Source organism: Thiospirillum jenense (assembly GCF_014145225.1).
Classification (GTDB): domain Bacteria; phylum Pseudomonadota; class Gammaproteobacteria; order Chromatiales; family Chromatiaceae; genus Thiospirillum; species Thiospirillum jenense.
The window spans coordinates 105,408-130,157 of sequence record NZ_JABVCQ010000007.1 but is presented as its reverse complement, the minus strand read 5'-3'; the positions used below and the strand labels follow the sequence as shown (position 1 = coordinate 130,157).

Below are 24,750 nucleotides of genomic sequence, written 5' to 3'. Positions count from 1 at the left end.
AATTGATAGCGGTTTTCAATCAATCAAGCTCGTAACGCTTGACTTTTATAGAGCAAGTGCGAGAGTAGATTTTATCAGTGTTGACAAGTGTTTTGATTGCAGCATCTGAAAAGCGCACTTCAAGAAAATTTGCTTCAGCATCAAACCACGGTTTTATTCTGTTAATTGTGTGCATTATGATTCCCCCGCCCCTTCCACAGTGGCAATTTCATCAGGCATCAATTCGTACAGTGCATACACCAATTGATCTATTTCCCGTTCTAATGCACTGGTGTCCTCTTTGGGATTCTCTGATTTAGCGGCGAGGATTTGATCAACTAATTCAATAACTGGATTTATTTTTTGTGCATTATCAAAAGCAAATTTAGGCAATGGGAGTTCTTCAACATGATTCTTTTTTACCTGAGCAAGTGCTTCTCCCTTTTCTGGATTAATAAAAGAATACATAAAATCAGTGACTTTTGAATTTAATATGCCTAATATAAACTGTAGATTAGTAGAATTGCGCGGTAAAACAACATGCAAATTATCTCGTGCTATACACCCTGATTTTCCAAGAGTTGCGATGATGGAGTCGCCAGTTTGGCGGACGAAAATCTTAATAGGTGCGTCAAATATTGCAGTGTCACGGGGTGCTGCTAACCATTCTCCATATTTAATCCAATAATCGTTATTCCAAAGCGTGACATAACGTTGAATAAGCCGACCTCTCAAAAGGGGCATCCAATGGACACCGTTTGGTTTTTTGCCGTTAACAACAAAAGGTTTATCGCGCATAGTTTCCGCAGTTTGGGGTGGTTTTCCTTTCCCCTTTTCAAACGGTTTAACTCCATTATAAACGTCTGCTACAGACTTCAAAACTAACGAGTTACTTTTGATTTTTTGAAATAACTTTTGATGCGCTGGAGGAAAAACGACATTGATTGCATTACCGTCTTTTGGAATATTTGCCCAACTGAGATTGTGTGCAAAACGAATCCCAACAGGCTCAAAAAAGAACACTGGAAATTCTGTACCTTCTTGAGGTATTGATTTTTTGAAAGCGAATACAATGGTGTCAACGACGGCAACAAATACTTTTATTTGAATAATAAGAAGACCGAGCCACTGGAAATGAGATATTAAAAATCGTCTAAATTTTTGAAAGGTAAGCGATGGCAGCCATGTATTAGGAACTATGTAAATAATGACGCCCTGCTGACGCAGCAATTCATAACCTTTTTCTACAAACAGCATATAACTTTCGGGAGGATTGCTTTGGTGTTTGTAATTTTTTAAAAGCCAACTTCGTAATTCAGGTGAAAACTTTGCACCATATGGCGGATTCCCAATGACCACATCAAACCCTTTTTTGTAATGAAACACCTCCGAAAAGTAAATCTCAAAATCAAACGCCGCCTTGCCATTGATTAATTGCTGAATAATCGCCTCAATCTCCTGCCGATACTGCGCCTTTTTATCACGATCTGATTCATTAAAATAGCGCGGTTTTAATGTTTCCAATTGCCGAAACAACGCCTCGTTAAATAAATCCTTACTCACCCCCAACAGCGAATTGCCCACCACAATTTTATAATCCAAATTCGGCAACGGTTTAATCTGCTCCACCTCCTCTTCATCCACCACCAATGACAACCACAATCGCAATTTCGCAATCTCCACTGCGCCCGGATCAATATCAACCCCGTATAAACAGTGTTGAATTGCATGGCGTTTGAATAAATACGCCGAGCGCGGCAGCGCGGTATTAAAATACGGCGTTAATGCCGAGCGAGCGCGGACAATTTCCATCATCATTCCCACTGGAAATGCCCCCGACCCCACCGCCGAATCACACACGGTCATTGCCGCCAATGCCTCATCAATTAACTTGGCATGATGTTGAATTGCCGCCGGCATTTCCCGCCCGGCATACTGTGTTTTGACAGATTCATAATTCACCAATTGCTCACCCGCCCGCACCAGCGTTTCCAAATCTGCTCGCGGCACTGCCGTCAATTCGGGCGTGTTTAATTGCGTCTCCAAATAGTTAATTAAACTTTCTTGACACATATAATGCACAATCTCACGCGGCGTATAATACGCACCCAATCCTTTGCGGCGATTATCTTCAATTAAGTTTTCAAACACCTTGCCCAACATTTCCGGATCAATTGCCACATCCTTCTCTAATGGCTCCGCCTCATTCACGGTAAAATTGTAGCGATCAAAGACATCAAAAATCCCCGTGCCAACATCGCCCGCCGCGTTGCGCTCGCTATTCGTGAATAATTCATTTGGCAATAAAACGTCCACCTCGCGCCAATGGTAATTACCCAGCGGTTCAAATAACCCGCCATTCAAAAACGGCAGCCGACAATTGAATTGCGCACACCACGCGGCATGACCACGATCCGTCGCCAATGTGTCATACAACAGCGGCTCTAATACATCATTAAATAAATTGGTGTATTGACCATGCGCACCATTAGTTAATTGCCGCAAAAAGTCCCGCGCACCACTGCCCCAATTGCCATCTTTTGCCACGCCCAACCAACCTTTCTTTTGCAAAAAATACAAAAACACCAATTGCCCTAATAACTTCTTAATAAACTCCACCGGATTGATCTGCGCCCGCGTGAATTCCGCTGCCAGCGCCGCATCATTTGCCACCAATTCGGTCAGCGCCGCCTCGCATTGATTAAATAACTGGACATATTGTTTGAAAAACTCTTTGGTAACGGATTCAACGCTAAACGCCTCTTCAATCTCAGTTAAGGTCGGCGACCGCCGCACTTCCTGTAATAATCCAATAAACCGCGACTGCGCCGTGTGACAACTTTCATTTGCCCCGACCAAATAAGAACTGCGCCGCGCTGGCGTTAATTGCGTTTTAATACCAACCGTCCCCGCCGCCGTTTCAATTGCGCTGTATTCCATTTTGACGTATGAAAATCGCCACTGCGTTGCGTCCGGCGCGACAATCGCCACCAATGCCGCATCTTTATCATCGCGTTGTTGCAAATGATCGGCAATGAAATTGCGAGTGGCGGTGCGCGCCCGTTCTAATTGCGCATCATTCGTCAAATGAACAATCAACACATCCAGTTTTTCATCATCCGGCGCGGTGTAAGTGCCAAGCCGTTCATAATGATTGACAAATGGCTTAAACGCATCTTTAATATATTTTTTCGGCCAAACCGCCGCCTTGTTTTCATCAAAATTGTCGTTGAGTAAATTGCGCGTGAATTCCAAAAACTTGCCGCGGTTAAAAGCGCAGGAAAATAGATTAGCAATATAAATACGCGCTTGTTGGGGGTTCATGGTGATTGATGCAAAATGATTAACTCATGTCGCTATTAATGACCCGATACCCGCCCAAACCAAATGCCGTCCCTTTCCCGATGTGCGTCCACTGTCCGAACCACAGCGCCGGCCACAGGTCGGGCAGCCCCACACCGCTAAGGTGTAACATACCAATCAATCCGCCGAGCTGCATCCGCGCATCTTGACGTGACGAGTAGCGCGTCCACTCGCGCCATTCCAACCAGTCAATTTGCAAGTGCAGTGCAGTCGCGGCGCGCCCGTTAATTGGTTGCGGATCACCGCCGTCGCTGGTCGCCAAGCTAAACAAGCGCCGGTAGAGCGTCTGCACGAGGTCGGCGGCCGTCAGATCGCGGGCGCCGACAAAATGCCCGTCACGTTTAAGCCGCAGCGGTGTGATGAGCCGCAGTTGCGCCGAGGGTGGGGCAGCGGGGAGTTGCGGTGAACGCATCTCAGCACACTGGTAAGTGCTTGATTCTGCTGTGTAAATCAGTGACCAGTCGTTCGTGCCAAGTTGCATTTCGCACTCGACGTGCGTGACCGCGAAACGACCGCCGCTGCGTCCAAAACCGCGTTGTCCGGCTAACCCAAGCGCGTGGATTAAATACGGTGCTTGCGCGATGGCCGAGCCGAGCAGGTGTATGGTCAGGCTAAACGACGTGCCGGGTGATAAGTGACGCGGGGCGGTCGGGTCAATTGCCAGCACAAAAGGATGCGGCAGCGCGGTGTAACCCGACGGGGCAGTAGCAGGGGCGGGCGTTTCAAATAGCGTTGAATACACGCAATTGTGAATCAAGAGGCAGCCAGTGCAGGTCGGCTGGTGCGTGACGCAACAAGTGCGCCGCAATCCGTGACCGAGTAGTCCTCGCCACGCCGAGCCGGGGTAATCGGGCAGGCGGATGGGGTCTTCGGCGAGGAAATGAAATCGAAAGCGGGTTAATGGAAAAAAGGCTGTTTGTTCAATAACTTGTGTAATTGCAGAGTGCGAATTAGCAGATGGCGACATGATGGCGATTTTCAAATCAACAGTGAAGCAATGGGTCATTGCATCATAAAATACACCCGCAATCCTGTCCGTATTGACAATCTTGTGAAATCTAAATGACGTTTGCTGGATGAAAAACGCGCTTGGCTATTGTCAATCCAAGATAATTTGGTTTGAATACGGATCATTAATCCGCAAACACCATTGTTATTCCCGCGACAATGGGAAACTAGAATACGGTGCTGCTGGATTCCCGCTGACGAAAACAATTCAGCTATCATTTTATATTAACTATATTACTAGCATAAAAAACGGCTTAGATCATAAGACCTAAACCGTTGAAAAGACTGGAGCCGATGGGCGGATTTGAACCGCCGACCTACTGATTACGAATCAGTTGCACTGACTATTAAAAAACAACAAGTTAAGCTCAAATTATTTTCACAAAACCTGATTTTCAAGTCTAAATATATCAGATACTTACGGACGGTTTTCACAAGTAAAATCACGAAAACTGGAACACAACCCGCCCAGCGCGGGTTTTTTGTTGTCTGCTATACTTCATATTCGGAAAAACGTAACGAAGAGAATAAGACATGAGTAATGAAGTACTAGCACAAGCACTGGCAGTCGGCGTAAAACGGGAAAAAATCGCGCAGGAATGCGGTGTTACGGTTCGGAGTGTGTACCATTGGGAGAATGGAAAACACCGAATCCCACAGTCAGCAGTTACAATTATCGAATATCTCAGAAGGGATAGGGAAGTGGTAATTGAAGCGCGGATCGAGCTGGAAATCGCTGAATTGCGTAGGGATTTCAACGCTTTAGGCGAAAAACTGGCACGAATAGAGAGTATGAAAAAACTTCAAAATCACGCTTGACGTTGTGAAGTTTTGCGTCTATTCTTACACCCATCGCAGGGCATACCGCAATGCGAACCACAGAGGATCAGGAAATGTACGAAACGATTGAACTCACGACTGCTCATGGCGACACGGTTTACCTTTATGCCGTCCGCGAGCCGGTCATGTTCGAGTATGAAAACTCGAATCACCAGCACATCTATTGCGCTGACGCAGACTCATACGCTTACACGCACGGCGGCGAACGCTACCGTGCGGCATGCGACGCCATTGCCGAATACTTGGTAATGGCGTAACCCGCAACCTTGCGATCTCACCGCCCGCGTTAATTCGCGGGCATAATTGAAACGTCACACCCGCCCTAATACGGCGGGGTAATAAAAGGCGATTAGCAATAGTCGTTTTTTATTACCCACAACACACAGAGGATTGAAAAAATGGGAATGTTTCACGAGGCGTTCGAAGGCTTAGGGCGACCGTCCATGCGCAAGCGCGGTGACATGACGCCGCACCAAATCGCGGAGCGCGAGAAAGAATTAGCGCGCATGGGCGAGTGGTTCAACCAAACTGAGGACTACAGCATCGTAGTCCTCGGTGACATGATAGAGGTTACCGAATTTGCCGTCGAAGCAGACGGCTACAAACCCAAGATAGACGGTGCCAGTTGGCTTCCAACTGGCCTCTGCGACCTTAAGCTCGAAATGATGGAGGAATTACCGGATGGGTCCCGCCTGATGGGATTTTTATCATTAAAACACCCTAACATTCACATCCCGCTCGCCGTGTCGATGGTCTTCGACAGCATCGAAGACGCAACCATAGCAGGTTGCATCGTTAGACCCATAATTCTGAACAATTATGGGCACATCACCGGACTTGGCGACATCGTCGCCGAGCAACCGATCTAAAATCTAAAGTCTCAACAACCGCCGGTCATCACACCGGCACAACTGGAGTATATCTGATGGAAAACATCGCCCTTGATTTCACCGCCATTGCCGCCGCCGCTGGGTTCACGCCCGGCGCTGATGGTCGCCTGAACCTGCCCGCCACCCAAGAAACTGCCGACGCGCTGGCAGTTGCGGCGATTGCTCTGCTGCCGACGTGGCAGGTGGGCGACGCGCCGATCAGCGCCACACTCACCGGTGCTGGCCCCGTGTGGGGGCATCTGTGCATTGCCCACGCGCTTCACGGTCGCGTGGCGAAACTGACTTACGCCGCGCCTAACTGCCCCGCAATCGTGGTATTTGCGCACGGCGCGTAACCACTCACCTGTCACTCACACCCCGCCCTAATACGGCGGGGTAATAAAAGGCGATTGAAAACAGTCGTTTTTTATTACCCACCACAACACAAAACACAGAGGAAATAAAATGAAAACGCCGCGCAAAATCTATGCTTTATCGGAATTGAAACCTAAGAAATTCCGTGATCCATCGTCGCTCGTGGAATGGCTGTACACATATTACAGCCGCCGCGGCTTTCGTGATATTGATATGATGCCGCGCATTGTTACAGCGCGTGAAAAACTCGCGGGCGCTATTGCCCGTGACGCTGGCAACGACACTCACTATTGGGTGAAAAAAGCCTGTGAGTGCTCAAAATGGAATACGGATGAGCATCCGTCACAATTCCTCTGGGAGTTTCGCTCACTCGCGGAGCGTGTTGCCGGTCGTAAAGGCGATTGGGTTGCCGCTATGTCGCAATTGATTGACGAACTTATCGCTCGTTATGATGATGTGATGTGCGATGTGGGTGCAATTTACGTTGCAGATGTCATGGCGCGCACTGCGCAACATAACGAAGAGCGTCAAGCGATTGCCGAGCGCGAGGCGTTTGAACATGCGATTTTGTTGAAACTACGCCCCGATAATCCAGTTTTGGATGCTGGCGAATACTTCACATACGAAGGTCACATCCGCACCGAGCGCGGCGCTGAAATGGCTGAAATGGCATTCAGCGGCGACTAACCCACAGCCTTGTGATCTCACCGCCCGCGCTAATACGCGGGCATAATTGAAAAAATCAATTAACAACAGAGGAAGTAATAATGGAATTGTTCGCAACGTTTGTAGATAGCCGCATTTGCGGCGGCTATTACGTTGACGTGACCGAGGAAGGCAGTCGCGCAATGGCAAAAAATGCCATTGAGAAATTAGTGGAGGCAAAGTACCGATACCTCCATGATGTTTGCGGGACATTTGAATGCGTCCCCGGGCAATTGCAGGGCAAGGCAATCGCCCTATCGGACGCGGCTGCACCGATTTACTCGGTGTGCGAATACGCTCGTGAAGACGACGAGCATTCCTGGGATTTTACAGACGTAACTGGTCTGTAACCCACAAACTTGTGATCGACATTTGCAGTGCCGATCACAAGTAAAATAACCACAGTTGTTTTCAACAACCGCCGGTCATCACACCGGCACAACTGGAGTGTAGCAGAATGGCGAAACCACGGGCTGAAACCTACGCTGAATTGAAGCGCAATCTGCAGCATACGCTGCATTTGCACGACAAGCTGTCACGCCACGCCGAGAAGTCGGCGGACATGGAGATGGAAATTGCTATTTTGTCTGCACTAGCAGTGGTTCAGCGCCGCCGCGTGGAATCCCACACCGGCGAATAACCACCGACCCGCCCTGACCCGCACTGACCCGCCCTCAACCAGCGGGTTTTACTGTTGACAGCGCCGTTGTTTTGCGGTAGTGTTGACCTGCTGCTACACATTAGCAGTCGGGTTTAGCCTCCCGGAAACAATCCAGCGCGTAGTGCCAATTTAGCGTGACGGCGCATTTTTTATGCGTGTCACCATCGTTATGGCGGCTATGTGAGGGAGCAGAAATGCTCGCCGGTTCCCTGGATTCCGGTAAGGCTAACCTTGTATAGTCGCCGCCATTCATTAGCCTTGAATTGCGGCGGATTCTCATTTTAATTCAGGAATAATCCGCATGAGTTCTAATAATCGGCCTTTGGCTATCACAGCCGACTCTCACCCCGTTATCACCTACCAAGACCTGCGCGTCACCACGACTGAGTTACTCGCTCAGTTTTATGGCACGGACGTTATTCGTATTCAGCAAAACTTCACGCGCAATGCTGACAGATTTGTTGAGGGTAAGCATTACTTCAAACTTGAAGGCGAAAATCTGCGTCAATTCAAACAGTTAGGGATGCTATCTTTTAGCGAGTATCCCGCTTTGAAGACCACATCACGTCTTACGCTCTGGACGCAACGCGGCGCTGCCCGCCATGCCAAGATATTGGATACCGACAAGGCGTGGGATGTGTTTGAAGTGCTAGAAGATGCGTACTTTAAGGCACAGCCAATCAACCCGCCCGCCGACAAAAAGCAATACACCGAGATTGACGTACTCAAGATCGCGTCAATTGCATCCCGCGCTGTCAAATCACTCGGGTTCACCGGCAATCAAGCCACGCTATCTGCTGACCGAGCGGTTAAAAAAATCACTGGTCAAAGTCCACTGGAATTGATCGGGCAAACGCATTTACTTGCCGATCAGCGCGGGCGCACCTACACACCGACTGAGCTGGGCAAAATGCTTGACCCGCCGCGTTCAGGTCGGATGATTAACCAAATGCTGCAAGCGTTTCAATTGATTGAAAAGGATGTGAAAGGCGATTGGATTCCAACCGCTAAAGCCGTTGAGCTGTATGAGTGGCTAGACACTAGCAAGCGTCACAGTGACGGCACTCCCGTTAAACAACTCAAATGGTTTCCCGCCGTGTTTGACGCAATAGAAATGGAATACCGCGAGCAGAATAAACCTCGGCTGCATTAAAACAGTTTAGCACTCAAACAGTAAAACCCGCCCTCAACCAGCGGGTTTTTTATTGCACATTGCTGCTGGCGCAGGTTGTCGCCATCATGCGATACTAAGAGCGACTCATTCACCATGTGTGAAAGGAGCATTCGACCCCGCGTAGTGGTGACGCTGTGCGTGGTCAGCGCCCGCCCTAACACGGCGGGTTTTTTATTGCGTGTTTTTTATGCTTCATTTTCGGCTAGTTTTGACACGGATCACATACTAGACTAATAAACAATAAAATCTATTAGGTGTTATCTGTGGCATTCACGGCTGAACAATTAGCAACGCTCGAATCTGCCGCCGCTTCAGGAACATTGCGCGTTCAATTCGGTGACAAAGTCGTGCAGTATCAGACGCTCCCCGATTTATTAGCAGCTATACGTTTAGCACGATCAGACGTATTAGATGATAATACTCGCTGTATTACCCGCCGTCGGTACGCTATCTATGACCGCAGCTAAGATCATAGATATTCACGGACGTCCATTCAATGCGCAATACGACGCGGCAAAACACACTCGTCGCACAGCTGGTTGGAATGCGTTTTCAACCGGTGTCAATACCGAAATCTCTAATGATTTAGAAACGTTACGCAATCGCCACCGCGATCTTGTGCGTAATAATCCATGGGCGCGTCGTGCGGTTCAAGCAATTACCACCAATACCATTGGCGCTGGTATTCACGCGCAATGGCACGATCAAGAGCGCCAAAATCGCTGGGTTAATTGGTTTGAATCCACCGAATGCGATGCCGACGGGCGCAATAATGGCTACGGATTACAATCGCTCGTTATGCGTTCAATTGTTGAATCCGGTGAATGTTTAATCCGTTTTCGCACACGCCGACCCGAAGATAACCTCACGATTCCATTACAAATCCAAGTATTAGAATCCGATTATCTCGATCATCAAAAAACACAATCATTACCAAATGGCGGTTGGATTACACAAGGCGTTGAGTTTTCGCCGATTGGACAGCGCATTGCCTATTGGTTGTTTAACGATCACCCGTGCGATCCCACGCGCAACGTCGTTTTGAATAGCGAACGTCGTTCAATTGACGGCATTTTGCATTTATATCGCGTTGATCGTCCTGGTCAAGTGCGCGGAGTTCCATGGGGCACTGGCTCCATGCTGAGATTGAAAATGCTTGACGATTGGCACGATGCGCAATTAGAAGCCTGCCGATTAACCGCTTGCATGATGGGATTTAGACGGTTTAGCGATCAGCAGTTATTTGACGATAGCGAAGCGCAAATAAAAACCGAATATCAATTGTATGAAAAGTTTGAACCGGGTGCAATAGAAGACCTGCCGCCCGGTGTTGACATGCAGTTTAATACTCCACTACAACCCAGCAATAACGAAAACTTTACTGATGCAATGCATTACGCAATTGCCAGTGACTACGGCATTACATTTGAATCGCTGACCGGCAACATGTCAAAAGTCAACTTTAGCAGTGGACGCATGGGGCGGCTAGAGTTTGAACGCAATATTGATGTGTGGCGTTGGCAATTATTAGCGCCGCAGTTCTTACAGCCACTCGCTAAATGGTTTTTATTAGCCGAAACTATTGTCTATCCGAATAGCACAGCATCAGAACAACCGCTGTGGTCAGCACCGGCGCGGACGTTAGTTGATCCTGCGCGTGAAGTGCCGCCGATTAAAGAAATGGTTAAAGCAGGTTTATTGTCATTGCCGGAAGCGATTAGAAAACAAGGTTATGATCCGATTGTACTGGCAAATGAACACGCTGAATACTTACGCTATCTATCGGAATTAGGCATTAATACTGACACGGTAATTAAAGATAATGTCAACAGAAATTCAAATTAACGGTTCGATAGGTTATGAGTTAACTGCTCAAGACTTTATTGCCGCAATCAAGTCAACTAACGATGATGTGGTATTAAAAATCAATAGTCCGGGCGGTAATGTTGCTGACGGTATTGCAATACACAACGCTATTCGTGCGCACCAACGCAATGGTCGCACCGTGACAGCAGACATTATTGGGATGGCAGCAAGCATGGCAACGTACATTGCCGTTGCTGCCGATCATGTGCGCGTTGAAGATAATAGCGTTTGGATGGTGCATAACCCTTGGACAATGGAAATTGGCGATTATCGCACAATGGAAAAAACATCAGGTGTTTTGCGGTCATTAACGAATGTATTAGCGAAATCATACAGTAAAAAAACTGGCAATGCACAGCAAGTCACGCAAGATATGGATCAAGAAACATGGCTATATGGCGAAGAAATTGTCGCCGCTGGTTATGCCGATAGCGTAATTGATACCGTTAATGAAAAAGATAAATCACAGGCGTTGGTATTAGCAAGCATTCAATTCAATCAATTGAAGTCGAAGCTGTGTGAAGAAACGCCTGATTTTAATCAAATTGCGGCGATGATACCGCAACTGGAGAATGTAATGACTGAACAAAAAGACTTATTGTCAAAAGCAGAAGAGACGCCCACAGAAGAGCAGATTGAATCACCACCACAACCTGTAATTGAATCACCACCACAACCTGTAATTGAATCACCACCACAACCTGCAATTGACGTATCTAGCGTCGTAAAAAGCGCTGTGGCTGTGGCATTAGCGGCTGAACGTCAGCGGGTGTCTGCAATTCAACAGCGGTGCGCACAGGTGAATATGCCGCATTTAATTGATAGTTTAATTGCGTCTGCTGCCACGCCTGAGCAGACAGATAAAGCAATTATTGATGCGTGGTTGGCAAAAGGTGGTGTGGAAATTAAACAAAACACATCACAGACTGATGCAGTTAGTCAATTGCAATCTGCCATTACCGCGTATCAAGCACAGCATGGCGTGAGTATTGCACAAGCGACTGCTGCGGTATTAAAAGCCAATCCAGAATTATACGAGGGTTAATGCAATGGCATTTGACATGACTACTTTTAACGTCACGCGAGTTGCGGGCGTCGATTTATCTAGTGCGCAATACCATTGCGTTAAACAAAACACCAGCGGCGCGGCGGTTTTATGCAATACCGCCGGCGAAAGTGTGTTTGGCATTTTATTAAATGACCCATTAAATAATCAGAGTGCCGCCATTGCAGTTACTGGCGTTGCAAAAGTTGTCGCAGGTGGCGCTATTGCTATTGGCAATCTTTTATCGGTGAATGCACAAGGTCGATTAATAGTTGCCACCGCTGGAAAAAAAATTATCGGCGAAGCCATGTCAAGTGCTACCGATGATGGTCAAATGCTCAGTGTTTTATTACGCAATGGCGCCGCGTCCGCTTAGGAGATTAATTCAATGCCAAATATCAGCCCACGCACCGTGCATATCGATACCTCGCTATCGAATATCAGTATTGCGTATAGACAGGATCAGTCACATTTTGTCGCCGACACGGTGTTTCCATTAGTGCCCGTGACTAAACAAAGTGACCGCTATTATATTTATGATCGCGGCAGTTTTAATCGTGATGAGATGGAAGAGCGCGCACCAGCGACTGAATCTGCTGGCACCGAATATAAACTGGATAATTCACCGACGTATTATTGCCGTGAATACGCACTGCATCAAGACGTTCCCGACGAGGTGATTGCCAATGCTGATGTTCAAATCCAACCATTGCGCGACGCGACCGAATTATTAACGTTAAAAACTTTAATTCACCGTGAGAAATTGTGGGTGAATAATTATTTCAAGACTGGATTATGGTCTTATGAATCAAGCGGTGTCGCCGCCTCGCCGACCGCTGTGCAATTCCTGCAATGGGGTAATGCAAATGCCGATCCGATTATTGCAATTCGTCGGGCGGCAACTGCAATGCTGGAGAATACAGGCTTTTTACCGAATACATTGGTGTTGCAAAAGCGCGTTTATGATGCGTTGTTAGACAATCCTGCCATTATTGACCGCATTAAATACGGGCAAACCTCGGGCGGGGCGGCAATGGTGAATAATAATCTGTTAGCGCAGTTATTTGAAGTCAGCCGAGTAGTGGTGATGTCAAGTATTGAGAATACTGCCGCTGAAAACATCACAAATAACCACGCATTCATTGGCGGGAAATCCGCGTTATTGTGCTATAGCGCACCAAGCCCTGGGTTAATGACACCGAGCGCTGGCTACACGTTTGCATGGAATGGAATGGGCGGCATGTATCAGACAATTCGCAAGTTTTATTTAGATAAAACGCGGGCGACGCGGCTAGAAATCAACACAACTTTTGAGCAAAAGTTGATTTGTTCAGACCTAGGTTATTTCTTTAATAACGCGGTAGCTTAATTATGTATATTGCAGTGCGTGAAATAACGCTAAATGGCGTTGATTATCAATCAGGTGATACGGTTGACGCGAGTTGTTTGAACGAACGTCAAATCGCGTTGATGCTGGGATTAAGACGGATCGTTTTCCAAGTAACGCGCAATAAAAAACCCAATGCTGTTTAATGACACTATTGCTGGGATTGGTGCGCAACTGTTATCGGCAATGGGCGAGACTGTCAAATTGGCCGATAACAGTGAAGTTATTTGGATTTTTGATGCGTGGGGCGAACCGATTGATGCAGTGTGGTCAGAATCGGCATTACAATCGCGTATCACAGATGAAAAAAATCCAGTCGCGTATTTTTTAATTGATGTCATCAATGAAAACGATATTGTGACTGCGCGTAATGGTCAGCAATATCGCATTGCGCGCAAATATCCGATTGATGCTGCCAGTTTAATTAAATGTGATTTATCACCTGCGCTTGAAACAGATCAACTGGAATCATGGCGATGATGCAAGACCATAAAACCACGTTATCAGTATTTGCGCAGTCTGTGATTTCTACGCTACGCAGTTATTTCGCGGACACGAATATTCAGCAATTCGGCATTAAACAGCCGTTCGATGATAACAATGCGCCAGTTACCGTGCGTCCGCCGTGTTTGTTATTAGAAATTGCAGGATTTGGTGTGACGGACGCTAATCAGTGTTCGCCGCGTGTTGTGGCGTTACAAGTCAATTGCGCTATTCATGCGTTATTGCCAGTAACCACACCAGATTTGCAATTAGAGTTACTAGATTTAGGCGGCACCATCACTGGTTTATTATGTCTGCATGATTCTGCGCCATTATTGCCGCCGAATGTCGGTCAACGCTGGGGATTGGAGCGCAAAGTTGAATCGGTTGACCGTAGTTCTATTGTGTGTGTCCCGGGTGAATACGGCGCTGGTTTGCATGGTTTTGATTCGGTCAAGATCGGTTGGACACAGACTGTTTATATTCCTGAGTTATTGGAGATTATCTGATGAGCTTATCTACTGCTTCTAAAGCAATTTATCTCAATTGCGAATTAAAAATTGGTATTCGTACTGATACTAATACCGCACCAGCGTCGTTTTATGATTCAGTTAATTTTACTGTTGCTGAGATCACGCCGCCGAAACAAGAGTCTAAATCACTACTTAGTAATATGTATTCTAATATGGGCGCCGCGTTAGCGTCTGTAACTAATACAGCTGAATCGGCAAAAATTAAACTAGAGTTTAATTATATGCCGCCACGTTTCTTAGCATTGTTATTAGGCGCAGACGTATCGGAAGTGACGCAAGCGGCAGCAGATGTCACCGCAGATACGGTGAATACGGTTTTAAATATGTGGGTACCGTTATCGAATAATTTTATTGCGGCGCATGGCACTGGCACTGAGATTGAGTTACAAACATCTGGCGCTGTCACTGTAACCAGCGATAAATACGAAATTGATTTAACTAACGGCATGATTCGCGCTATTCATGCCGATGCTGTCGGTACAGGCATGATTGTAAGTTATTCAAAATCGGCTCGGACATGGGAGCAATATCTTGCAGGATTATCCAAGTCTGCTTATGTGCAATTAAGCGGTGAGGCTTATGAAAAATCTAGCGGTAAGCTCGGTCGGTTAGATATTTGGTGCGCTGCGTTATCGCCTAGCGCGGCAGTTGATGCAGTGAAAAACGACTATTTCAGCGGTTCATTGGAAGGTGATTTAATTATGCCGAGCGGTAAATCAAGCCCGTGGCAATGGCAATTAGTGACGGCATAAAATCAAATGAAAATCGCATACGGCAAAAAAGTTAGTACAGCGTTTATTGCCGCGATTAAATCGATTGCACAGATATTCAATTGGACAGATAATCATGTCAATTGGTTAATGGCGTGTATAGCGTTTGAGACGGGCAGTACGTTTTCGCCATCAATAAAAAACCCGTCAAGCAGTGCGACTGGTTTAATCCAATTCATGGACGCCACAGCCAATCAATTAGGCACAACAACTGCTGAATTGCGCAAGATGACAGCGGTTGAGCAATTAACTTACGTTGAAAAATACTTTAAGCCGTATGCGCATCGTATTCATTCACTAGAAGATATGTATATGGCGATCCTTTGGCCAGCTGCTATTGGCTTACCATTAAACGCAGTGTTATGGAAACAAGGCAGCAAGTGGTATAACGCCAATAAAGGACTTGATCCTAAAAAGCGCGGTTTTATCACGAAAGAGATGGCAGCAGCAAAGGTGCGTGTGTTATTAGAGCGTGGGATGAGAAATGAGAATGCGATTGAGTACAATGCTGTGACGCAAGAGGTTCATTCCGTGAATATCTTTTCATTCCTGACTGTATTAAAACAAGGTTACGCACTGAGACATGCGTCAACGTGGAAAAACGTTAGTGTTGCAACTGCATTATTAACCAGTGTATTAACTGGTTTATTCGGTGTTGCTGCAACACTGAATTGGATACCGGCGGATTTTATTAGTGAAGCCACGCTGTCTGAATTGAGTAGTATCGTGGTCTCAGCCGTGACGTTTGTGATCGGGTATTTGGGTATCGCTGCGGATGAAACTGTTGGTGTGAAATAAAGTGAACAAACAAGACGATTTATCTGCTGATTGGAAAGCGGTTATCAATCGTCACAGCAATGACATTGATAAGGCGCATGAGAGGGTCAGGAATGTCGCTTCTGAGATGGAAATTTGCAAAACCCGCTTGTCGGGTATTGACACCCGTATTGCTACGGTTGAGGCGCGTATTCACGAACAGCGGGAAATCCTCGCAAGTGTGAATGAGCATGTCATGGTTTTGAAATCCACTCAAGACGCATTGATGATGACTGTGTTGCAGGCATCGGATATTACCACCACCACGAATAAACTCATTCAGGAGCATGTGAATGATGAAAGCATTGCATTTTCAAAACAAACAAAGCGGCTTGAATCTGTTTCCCGTTATCTTATTTTGGTTTTTTCTTCCATTGCGTCGTTAGTTGTGGTATTGGGAGCTATTCACCAACATATGACCGGTTCTAATTTGTTTGCGTCATTAGGTGGTTTTTTTGTCGGTTTAATCGGTAGCAATTAATGGCGACACCAAAGCAAGAAATTAAGCGCGGCGATAATTGGGATGTGTACTTTGAGTACAAACAGCCTAATGGCGATCCAGTGGATTTAACTGGCTGCATATTTCATTTACAAGTGCGCGATAAAAGCGACAACCTGTTAATTGATGTGACAGAAGCTAACGGATTAACTGTTGACGCGGTGAATGGTCGTGTTGATTGCACTGTATCGGGCGCTGTCATGCGCACATTGCCCTGTGCCACGCATTTCTACGATTTGGAATGCACCTATCCGAGCGGGAGAGTTGAGAGCAGTCAAACAATTCAGTTGATTATTAAATATGATGTCACACGCCCTGAATAATAAACATGAGCGAACCGTACCGCGTCATTATCAATCAATTGCCGTCACCAGTGATTACGGTGACGCAAACGAGTGCGCCTATTGTGGAGATTGCGGCGGGAATTCAGGGTCCGCCGGGCGTATCAGGATTAATTCATCTTGATTATTTTGAATATAGTACTGGTATTGAGATAGTGCCTACTAAAACACCGATTGGCGGTAAAATTCTTTATTTTGTGGACGGTGTTTTGCAACCAAATATTGTCATTCCATATGAATTAAACGAAGGCGAAAGTGTACAATTGGTTTATTTAGCGTGAAAGCAAAAATACAGAATATCGGGTTAGCTGCATACGCGAAATTGCGGGGACATCGTTTAATTGAGGTGTTAGAACACGGCTTTGTTTTTGATATGCCTGATGATTATTGTCAGCAAGCAATGGATATTGAATACGCGAATAGTGAGTCGTGTCGTCACGATACGGAAGTCTGCAATCTCCGCGATATACAGCGCACTGTTCGGAGTTGTCGTTAATAGATTAAGTGAGATTGAGGCAGAGATAGAGATTGGTTGTTTTTAAACAGGATTTATTCTAATGGCTCGTACACAATTAAGCTCACAATTGTATAAAGATCGTTCTATTACCACGGCAAAAATCGCGTTGGCCGCGATTAACGGAGAATTGATTGCCGAAGGTGAGGTTAATAACTCGCACTTAGCGCCTATGTCGGTTAATACCGACAATATCGTTGATCTTTCAATTGTTGACTATAAATTAGCAGCGAAATCCGTCACCGCCGCGAAGGTGGCGGATGGGGCGATTACCGGCGGCGCTCAGTTTGCGTCGATAATTGATGTGAATGGTAAGACGTTTGATGGTAATGTTAGTTTTTCTGCTTACGTCAATGTAATTGAAGGCACTGAAAATAACCACGCTGTCAACAAAAATCAATTAGACACCGCCATTTCCACGCTCGCTGGTAGCATCAGTGCGCTGGGCAATGCATTGAATTATGTCGGCACTGTTGCGGGCGGTGCAGATGCTGCCAGTGCGTTTCAATTAAATGATCTGACGGAAAAAGACACTGGCGACATGTATAAAGTCGCCACAACGGGTTATTTCAAAGTTGGCACGAATGCGGCTTTTGAAGCGAAAGTTAACGATCATTTGTTATGGAATACAACTGGCGGTGTAGATCATTTCGATCATAATGATGCGACGGTGACTGGGACGTCTAATTTCATTAACGTCATTGGCACAGCAGAGACCGGGTATCAAATCGATTTTGATTTGGCGTTTAAGAACAGAATGACTGCCGCCGAAACAAAAATCGGTGTTGCGTCATTAACGACTACCGCGACAGCTTTAGCTGAAGCGGTCAATGAGCACGATGTTGAAATTGGCGATATTTCAACGCTCGTGACAACCAATAAAACCAGTGTGGTAGCCGCGCTGAATGAAATTGCTAACACTGGCGCCGCCTCAAAATATAAGCGTGAGACGCCCAGCGGAGTGGTTAACGGATCAAACACGGTATTTACTTTATCGACTGCTCCTGCCGCAATCACCGTGCAGGTGTTTCTTGATGGCGTTTTACAAGACTTGACCGAAGATTACTCGCTGTCCGGGTCTACTATTACGTTTGTTGGGGCGCCGGTGACAGATCAAAAAGTCCGCGCTATCTATTTTCAACAATAACGTTTGATTTTTAATTGCAGCATGGTCAATTCGATCATGCTGCGTGTGTTTTATTAGGAGTGTTAAATGTCCGCACATCACAGGATCAAATCTGTTCATGTCTATTGGTGATTTTTTAATCGGAATAATCAGATGATTTCACAGTGTTTTTATTATGTCAATCACGCTTAACGATCTTGAATTACCCAATGGTTTGCGGTGGATTGATGAATACACTTGGACACCTGTGGTACAGAATGCCGAATACAGTTTGACGGGCGCGATGGTAATTGAAGAAGCGATTAAACTCGCTGGTCGCCCAATGACTTTATTAGGCGGTGATCGTTTTGCGTGGATAAGACGGTCGGCGCTAAATCAATTAAAAGCATTGCTTGATATACCGACACCATCATTGACATTGACTCTACATGACAATCGTCAATTTGTCGTTATTCCTGATCGAAATAATTCCTACCTAGAAATATCACCACTACCATTATTGTATGATTCGGGTCCATCTGATCCGATTGATGATACATGGTATGTGGTTAATAACATCCATTTTTTAATTCTGAGTGAAATCACTAATTAGTTATTATGTCTTTAGCTAATCTTGCTGTCCAGATTTTAATTAACGCCCGCGACAATGTCAGCGCCGTAATTGATTCGATTAAATCGAAGTTTTTGGCACTGGCGGTGGCATTCGGCACATCTTCACTATTCGGGAATGCGATACAGGAAGCCGCAGATTTTGAACGCGCTATGGCAAGAGTGGGCGCTGTCTCACAAGCGAGTGATTCTGAATTAGCGGCGTTATCGGCACAAGCGCGTGAATTGGGCGCCACCACGCAATTTACCGCGTCTCAAGCTGCTGAGGGTATGCAATATCTGGCAATGGCGGGATTCAAAACGAATCAAATATTGGACGCCATGCCCGGCATGTTAAATCTAGCGGCGGCGGGCGCTGTTGATTTAGGTATGGCGGCGGATATTGCCTCAAATATTCTTAGCGGTATGGGTTTAGAAGCCAGCAAGATGGGGCATGTTGCTGACGTATTGACCGCAACCTTCATAAGCTCGAATACAACACTGGAATCGCTGGGCAATACCATGAAGTACGTTGCGCCCGTGGCTGCGGCTACCGGCAATAGCCTCGAAGCTACTGCCGCGATGGCGGGTAAGCTCGGTGACGCGGGTATTCAGGGTAGTAAAGCGGGTACTGCGTTACGCGCTATTCTGCTAAGACTGGCGGCGCCAACGGTAGAGGCGTCTGCGTTATTGCGGCAGTTAGGTGTTGATACCAAAGACTTAAACGGCAATCTGCGACCCGCGACAGTCATGTTTGCCGAGCTTGAAAAAGCAATGTCGAAAATGGGGAGCGGTGAAAAAGTCGGTGCCATTGACACGCTGGTTGGCGTGGAGGCGGCGAGCGCGGCACTGGTATTGACTGGTCAGGCGGCGAGTGGTGCGCTGGATTCGATGGCGGCGGCAGTCGGTCGTGAAGGGACGGCAGCTCGTGTCGCCCAACAGCAAAATGATACTTTTCGTGGCGCAATGCTGACGCTGGAAAGTGCGTTATCTGAATTAAAAATATCATTCGGTGAACGGTTTCTCGATGGTTTTAAGGCAGAAATCAGTTCGGCGGCGTCAAGTATTACTGCTTTTGCGAAAACGCCCGTGTGGAATGAAATTGGTGACGCGGTATTAACTGCGTTCAAAGCGGCGAGCGCAGCAATTGGTGAGTTTTTCAAACAATTTGATTGGAAAAATCTCACTAAGAATATTCAAGATTTCGCTACTAATACTAAAGAAACGTTCAACACTGTTATTAAAAATATCAGTATGTTTGGCGATACTGTTTTCGTGATCGTGAATGGTCTTAGCGGTTCAGTTAAAGTCATTTCATCGTTGTTTTTATCATTAGCTGTTGCCGTAGCATACGCGTATGCGGAAATGACGCAGGCGGCTGCTAACTTTGGTTTGACATCGCAAGAAAATGCAGATAAAGCCGCTAAATCAGCGCATGAGTTAGGTCAACGTTTTACTGATTTACAGAAATCGGCAGTGAATGATTTTGAGACGGCGGGCGCAGCTGTTGTCTCATTAGCCGACACCATGACGTCGTCATCAGATCAAATCAAAACTAGCACTGATGATATGGCGGCGTCAAATAAAAACTTGGCGGATTCTGCTAATGAAGCCAATCAATCCGTCACTAATGTATTTAGTCAGGATAAGGCGTCCGCCGCGCAATCATTAAGTAATGCTGCAAGTGAGTACGCGACAGCATTATCCGACACGGGTAATACAGCGGGTGACAGTAGCGCAAAACACGAAGTCTTAAAACTGCGTTTAGATGATGCAAAAAAATCATTTGATGAGGTATCAGCGCGTTTTGATAATTATACAGATGCGCAAAAAAACGCATCTGATGCCACGACCGCTTATAACACGGCATTAACAAATTACAACACCGCATTGGATAAGGCTAAAAGCGGTAATGCCGATGCCGCGTTGTCATTAGAGCATCTCAAAGATGTATTGGAAAATGCTAAAGAAAAATCGGATGAAGCTAATGCTGCATTAGAGAAATTAGCAAGTTCATCGCAAACAGTCTCATCTGCTACAGATGAGATAAAAGCTAAAATAGCGCAACTAACCGAGCAATATAATCAGTTTATTGATGCTGGCGATATGGATGCGGCCGGCGCCATCGCTGTGCAATTAGATAAACTGAATGCTAAATTAAAAGAATCAGGCGATACAGCCGATTTATCAAGTAAGACCGTTTCGTTAGCATTGCAACGGTTGGGTGTTGAATCAACTGATTCGTTAGAAATATTAGCAAAAAAAGCTGAATATGCGTTTAGTACGCTGACCGCCGCACAAGATAAGGCAACTGCCGATACTAAAGCGGCGTTTTTAGCTTTCTCGCAAGCAAAAATTGATGTTGCGCAAAAATACACCGCGGCGCAGCAATTAGAAGTTGATGCCGATTTACGCCGGCAAGCGGCGTTATTGGGGGTGACGCAGCAATACGAAGCAATTGTGGCGCCGATTGAAAACGCCACTAAAAGTATGCAACGTGAAATTGATGCAATTACCCGTACCAATGAATTGGATGAGGAGCAAAATGAAACTAAACAAATCGCCGTGAGAACTGCGCTTGATTTATCCAAATCTTTAATGGAAACAGCGCGGGCACGGGGTGATGAAACCGCCGCAACGCAAGCTGCGAATGATGTTGATGCTAAAACAATTGAATTAGCGAAGTTGAAAGCGCAATCGGCACAAGATGCGGCCGCGGGGGCTAAAGAACATGCGGAGGCATTGCAACAAAAGGCGTCCGCGGCTTTAGCGGCGGCGCAGGCGGATGGGGTGATGACCGCCGCTGAATCTGAGTCGGTGGCGCAGTTGCAACATGCGGTCGACATGGCGCTGACTGCTGCGGATGCGTTAGATATTCAAGCAAAAAGCGCAAATGATGCCGCCGAAGCCGCGCAACAAACAGCGACCGCATCCGAAAATGCGGCAGATTCAACTAAAAAACTATCCGATGCCACTGCCGAATCAACTGATCATAATGTGCGGCAGGGCAGCTCACTCGGAATCAATATTGTTAAATTAGGTGAGTTAGGGAAGTATTATGACATTGCGGCGCAGGCAAGTGCGGACGCGATGGCTAAACTAAATAAGAGTGTTACTGGCTTTGGTTGGAGTTTAGAAAAGCAAAGAGATTTTTTATATGATTTAGATCAGGCGGGTACACAAGCTGGGCTTGCGGCTGCACGGCACGCGAAAGCAATTGATGATCTTGCTGTGCATATGGATGAATTAAACTCAGAATACGATAGCGGTAATTTATCATTAGCAGACTATGTTCGGCAATTAGAATCTGCGCAAACACGGTCGAGTGCATTAGGTGACGAGGATTTGGCTGAATTGCGCAGTGCTATCAAATCGGCTAAAGATGAAATGCAGTCTTTTACCGAATCCGCCGAGGACGGGTTGGTATCATTACAACAAGAGTGGGCGGAGTTGAATAATGACAAATTAGGCGCACTCAAGATTGAACAGCAACAAAAACAATTAGAGTTAGAAACGCAAATTGCCGACGCAGAGGCACAAGGGAATAATGAAGCGATCAAAGTGTTGCGCGAACAGCAACAGTTATTAGATCAAATCCAACGTAAGCAAATTGAAAATCTACAGGTTGAATTAAAAGAACAGTCGAATAAAACTTCAACGGTGGTGTCGGGTACTGAACAACAATTGAATGCTGAGAATACGCGGCATAATGAAACGATGTCGAATTTGGCTAATGAAACTGCCGCATTAAAAAATATGCAATCTGTGTCCGCACCGATTAACGCGACTAATACAGTTAATCAAGTTGTCAATCAAGTCACCGAGGTTAAAGTGATTGAAACGGTCGTGCATAAGATTGAATTGAATAGCGCGGCACTGTACGGATCAGAAAATGCCGTGCAGGATTTTTTAGCGCAATTGGAAAACGCTGGATTAACGGTGCATTAAATGACAATCATAGCGAGTGATTTGCGGTTTTTTCAATCGGAACGGATGACCGACGAATCTGATGGTGGTGGGCGTATGTCGGGCGTTGAGATTGCAACTGGCAATACCAACGGTGTGTTTGATGATATTTCCGATGTTGACCGAGCGGCGGGCGATTGTTCAATTAGAAAAATCTATGCAACGGTGACGAGCGATAGCGCCGACAAGTATCTTGACGCGGGCGTCGTGGTAATGAAACCGCCGGCGGATCCGAATGCGTCGGTGTTAATGTTTTCGACCGGTTCGTTTTATGATGAGCATGATGATCTGCGCTCGAAAGTCGAATCAAGCATTGTGCGCGGGGCGATGTATTCAGGCTATTTATGGGGCGATCACAGTACTGGTCAGCGGGCGATCACCATTTGGCAACGAGTGACGGGTGAATTGCCGGGCGCCGGGCGTCGCATGGAATTGGTGGCGTTTGATGAGACCAGGAAGCAAACGAATAGCCAAACTATATGGTTGACAAAAATCACCGAAGCGGTGACGACCAGGACTGAAGGCGAGATCGAATTTCTAGTCCGGCGGGTGACCTGTGAATTGGCCGAAGCCTTGCGCGGTGAATTTATTGGCACTGAGCCGTCACTGTTTGATCCCGGACCTATAACTCTCAAAACACGCATTTATGAGACGCGCTATAACGCCGGCGCCTTTCCTGTGTATGGCGTTCAATTATTAACGGGCGTGGCCGCGACGGGTGAATATTCAATTGAAGTGGACAGTTTATATGCGCCGTTAATTCCTACCGCATTTACTGAGACGGCAATTCCTGATGCCACGCCCGGTGGCGATAGTTTGGCGATTGTGCAATCGGCGAGTACGGCTGTCAGTTATACGACGACGGCGGACGTTGTCGGCCCCAATAAGAGTTTATTTGCTGGGTCGGGTGTGTTACCCGGGTCGTTTTCTCTTGTTGTGAGTGGTGCATCTATTACAGATTTGGGCGGGGTGTTATTTGCGGCGGGTGTTGAACGCGGCACGATCAATTATTCAACCGGCGCGTGCCAATTCAATAGCGGTTGCCCCAGTTATGGCACTACCAGTAAAACGATCTCTTTTACGCCGGCAGCCGCACCATTGCGCGTAGAAGACACGGCTAGTCAGGTGGTGACAGTTGAGAATCGTGGCTTTGTTTGGGTGATTACGTTGCTACCCGTTCCCGCACCTAATACGTTGCGTATTAGTTATCGGGTAAATAACAGTTGGTATCAGATTAATGATACTGGCAACGGTCAATTAAGCGGCGCCGATTCGAGCTATGGCAGTGCGACGTTGGATTTCACGACGGGTACTGTGGTATTGCAGACCGGCGAATTGCCCGATGTTGATTCGGAGATTATTTATGCGTGGGGAACGGCTGTGAATTACATCACAATGCCGTCGGGTAGTTTGTCGCCGGCGATAGTTAAAGGACAATGCGCTAATGCGGGAATTATTAAAGGCAGTGTGGTGGTGACGTGGGGAACGAATGAATTAAAGGATAATGATCCTGATAATCTAGGGAAATTACAAGGAACTGGCGGGCATGGTTTGATTGATTACATTCAAGGCAAGTGGTATGTGATTCCTGATGTTATTCCCGAAATGGGTACGGAGTTTGATATTACTTATGAATATGGCGACGCAAAGTATATTCAACAAACAATCACTGGATCATTACCAGACACCAATGGTAATGTCAATTTTGTATTAACAACGACGCCCATTCAAGAAGGCTCGATTGTGATTGAAGCGCCGGTCAAATCGCAAGAATTGTCATCTGAATATTTTGAATCGTTTTCAAATGGTACAACACCGCCCGCTGAGACTAACGAGGAGTAA

Annotated in this window: 27 protein-coding genes; 25 read left to right on the top strand and 2 right to left on the bottom strand. The window is 46.4% G+C overall.

Annotated features, from left to right (window positions below):
* Window positions 1–174: 174 nt before the first annotated feature.
* Window positions 175–3,303 carry an Eco57I restriction-modification methylase domain-containing protein gene (locus HUK38_RS04905; protein ID WP_182583054.1) on the bottom strand — a complete coding sequence of 1,043 codons (3,129 nt, stop codon included), beginning with the start codon at window positions 3,301–3,303 and terminating at the stop codon, window positions 175–177.
* A 19-nt stretch (window positions 3,304–3,322) separates the two neighbouring features.
* Entirely contained in the window at window positions 3,323–4,309 is a 987-nt protein-coding gene (gene cas6 / locus HUK38_RS04900; RefSeq protein WP_182583052.1) for a CRISPR system precrRNA processing endoribonuclease RAMP protein Cas6, read from the bottom strand.
* Window positions 4,310–4,884: 575 nt separating this feature from the next.
* Here cas6 and HUK38_RS04895 point away from each other — a divergent pair.
* The 25 genes from HUK38_RS04895 (at window position 4,885) to HUK38_RS04775 (ending at window position 24,750) form a co-directional block, all read left to right on the top strand.
* Complete coding sequence (locus HUK38_RS04895) at window positions 4,885–5,169, top strand: helix-turn-helix domain-containing protein (protein ID WP_182583050.1); 285 nt, start codon at window positions 4,885–4,887, stop codon at window positions 5,167–5,169.
* A 74-nt stretch (window positions 5,170–5,243) separates the two neighbouring features.
* On the top strand, window positions 5,244–5,447 hold the full coding sequence (locus tag HUK38_RS04890; protein WP_182583048.1) for a hypothetical protein: 204 nt from the start codon (window positions 5,244–5,246) through the stop codon (window positions 5,445–5,447).
* A 147-nt stretch (window positions 5,448–5,594) separates the two neighbouring features.
* Window positions 5,595–6,059, top strand: a complete 465-nt coding sequence (locus tag HUK38_RS04885) for a hypothetical protein (RefSeq protein WP_182583046.1) — start codon at window positions 5,595–5,597, stop codon at window positions 6,057–6,059.
* Between the two features lie 56 nt (window positions 6,060–6,115).
* Window positions 6,116–6,415: a hypothetical protein gene (locus tag HUK38_RS04880; protein WP_182583044.1), complete on the top strand. Its 300-nt coding sequence runs from the start codon at window positions 6,116–6,118 to the stop codon at window positions 6,413–6,415.
* A 109-nt stretch (window positions 6,416–6,524) separates the two neighbouring features.
* Window positions 6,525–7,121: a hypothetical protein gene (locus tag HUK38_RS04875; RefSeq protein ID WP_182583042.1), complete on the top strand. Its 597-nt coding sequence runs from the start codon at window positions 6,525–6,527 to the stop codon at window positions 7,119–7,121.
* Between the two features lie 80 nt (window positions 7,122–7,201).
* Entirely contained in the window at window positions 7,202–7,489 is a 288-nt protein-coding gene (locus tag HUK38_RS04870) for a hypothetical protein (RefSeq protein WP_182583040.1), read from the top strand.
* A 107-nt stretch (window positions 7,490–7,596) separates the two neighbouring features.
* Entirely contained in the window at window positions 7,597–7,779 is a 183-nt protein-coding gene (locus HUK38_RS04865) for a hypothetical protein (RefSeq protein WP_182583038.1), read from the top strand.
* A gap of 322 nt (window positions 7,780–8,101) precedes the next feature.
* Entirely contained in the window at window positions 8,102–8,953 is an 852-nt protein-coding gene (locus HUK38_RS04860; RefSeq protein ID WP_182583036.1) for an ORF6N domain-containing protein, read from the top strand.
* A 284-nt stretch (window positions 8,954–9,237) separates the two neighbouring features.
* The gene (locus HUK38_RS04855) at window positions 9,238–9,441 is read left to right on the top strand and encodes a phage head-tail joining protein (protein ID WP_182583034.1); all 204 of its coding nucleotides are present in this window, start codon (window positions 9,238–9,240) and stop codon (window positions 9,439–9,441) included.
* Window positions 9,386–10,819: a phage portal protein gene (locus HUK38_RS04850; protein ID WP_238787469.1), complete on the top strand. Its 1,434-nt coding sequence runs from the start codon at window positions 9,386–9,388 to the stop codon at window positions 10,817–10,819. The genes HUK38_RS04855 and HUK38_RS04850 overlap by 56 nt, the downstream gene beginning before the upstream one ends.
* Entirely contained in the window at window positions 10,797–11,885 is a 1,089-nt protein-coding gene (locus HUK38_RS04845) for a head maturation protease, ClpP-related (protein WP_182583030.1), read from the top strand. Before HUK38_RS04850 ends, HUK38_RS04845 begins: the two co-directional genes overlap by 23 nt.
* A gap of 16 nt (window positions 11,886–11,901) precedes the next feature.
* Window positions 11,902–12,261 carry a DUF2190 family protein gene (locus HUK38_RS04840; RefSeq protein ID WP_238787468.1) on the top strand — a complete coding sequence of 120 codons (360 nt, stop codon included), beginning with the start codon at window positions 11,902–11,904 and terminating at the stop codon, window positions 12,259–12,261.
* Window positions 12,262–12,273: 12 nt separating this feature from the next.
* A complete protein-coding gene (locus HUK38_RS04835) occupies window positions 12,274–13,254 on the top strand; it encodes a major capsid protein (RefSeq protein WP_182583026.1) in 981 nt (326 codons plus the stop codon).
* Between the two features lie 153 nt (window positions 13,255–13,407).
* The gene (locus HUK38_RS04830) at window positions 13,408–13,752 is read left to right on the top strand and encodes a hypothetical protein (protein ID WP_182583024.1); all 345 of its coding nucleotides are present in this window, start codon (window positions 13,408–13,410) and stop codon (window positions 13,750–13,752) included.
* Window positions 13,749–14,264, top strand: a complete 516-nt coding sequence (locus HUK38_RS04825) for a hypothetical protein (RefSeq protein ID WP_182583022.1) — start codon at window positions 13,749–13,751, stop codon at window positions 14,262–14,264. Before HUK38_RS04830 ends, HUK38_RS04825 begins: the two co-directional genes overlap by 4 nt.
* Complete coding sequence (locus tag HUK38_RS04820; RefSeq protein WP_182583020.1) at window positions 14,264–15,040, top strand: phage tail tube protein; 777 nt, start codon at window positions 14,264–14,266, stop codon at window positions 15,038–15,040. The genes HUK38_RS04825 and HUK38_RS04820 overlap by 1 nt, the downstream gene beginning before the upstream one ends.
* Before the next feature lie 6 nt (window positions 15,041–15,046).
* Window positions 15,047–15,856 carry a hypothetical protein gene (locus HUK38_RS04815; protein WP_182583018.1) on the top strand — a complete coding sequence of 270 codons (810 nt, stop codon included), beginning with the start codon at window positions 15,047–15,049 and terminating at the stop codon, window positions 15,854–15,856.
* A 1-nt stretch (window position 15,857) separates the two neighbouring features.
* Window positions 15,858–16,355 (top strand): hypothetical protein, encoded by a 498-nt coding sequence (locus HUK38_RS04810; protein ID WP_182583016.1) that lies wholly within the window; start codon window positions 15,858–15,860, stop codon window positions 16,353–16,355.
* On the top strand, window positions 16,355–16,696 hold the full coding sequence (locus tag HUK38_RS04805) for a hypothetical protein (protein ID WP_182583014.1): 342 nt from the start codon (window positions 16,355–16,357) through the stop codon (window positions 16,694–16,696). The genes HUK38_RS04810 and HUK38_RS04805 overlap by 1 nt, the downstream gene beginning before the upstream one ends.
* Window positions 16,697–16,701: 5 nt before the next feature.
* Entirely contained in the window at window positions 16,702–16,995 is a 294-nt protein-coding gene (locus tag HUK38_RS04800) for a hypothetical protein (RefSeq protein ID WP_182583012.1), read from the top strand.
* Window positions 16,992–17,210: a hypothetical protein gene (locus HUK38_RS04795; protein ID WP_182583010.1), complete on the top strand. Its 219-nt coding sequence runs from the start codon at window positions 16,992–16,994 to the stop codon at window positions 17,208–17,210. The genes HUK38_RS04800 and HUK38_RS04795 overlap by 4 nt, the downstream gene beginning before the upstream one ends.
* A gap of 61 nt (window positions 17,211–17,271) precedes the next feature.
* A complete protein-coding gene (locus HUK38_RS04790) occupies window positions 17,272–18,375 on the top strand; it encodes a hypothetical protein (RefSeq protein WP_182583008.1) in 1,104 nt (367 codons plus the stop codon).
* A 154-nt stretch (window positions 18,376–18,529) separates the two neighbouring features.
* Window positions 18,530–18,946: a hypothetical protein gene (locus HUK38_RS04785; RefSeq protein WP_182583006.1), complete on the top strand. Its 417-nt coding sequence runs from the start codon at window positions 18,530–18,532 to the stop codon at window positions 18,944–18,946.
* A 5-nt stretch (window positions 18,947–18,951) separates the two neighbouring features.
* Entirely contained in the window at window positions 18,952–22,890 is a 3,939-nt protein-coding gene (locus HUK38_RS04780) for a phage tail tape measure protein (protein WP_182583004.1), read from the top strand.
* Window positions 22,891–24,750: a hypothetical protein gene (locus HUK38_RS04775; protein WP_182583002.1), complete on the top strand. Its 1,860-nt coding sequence runs from the start codon at window positions 22,891–22,893 to the stop codon at window positions 24,748–24,750.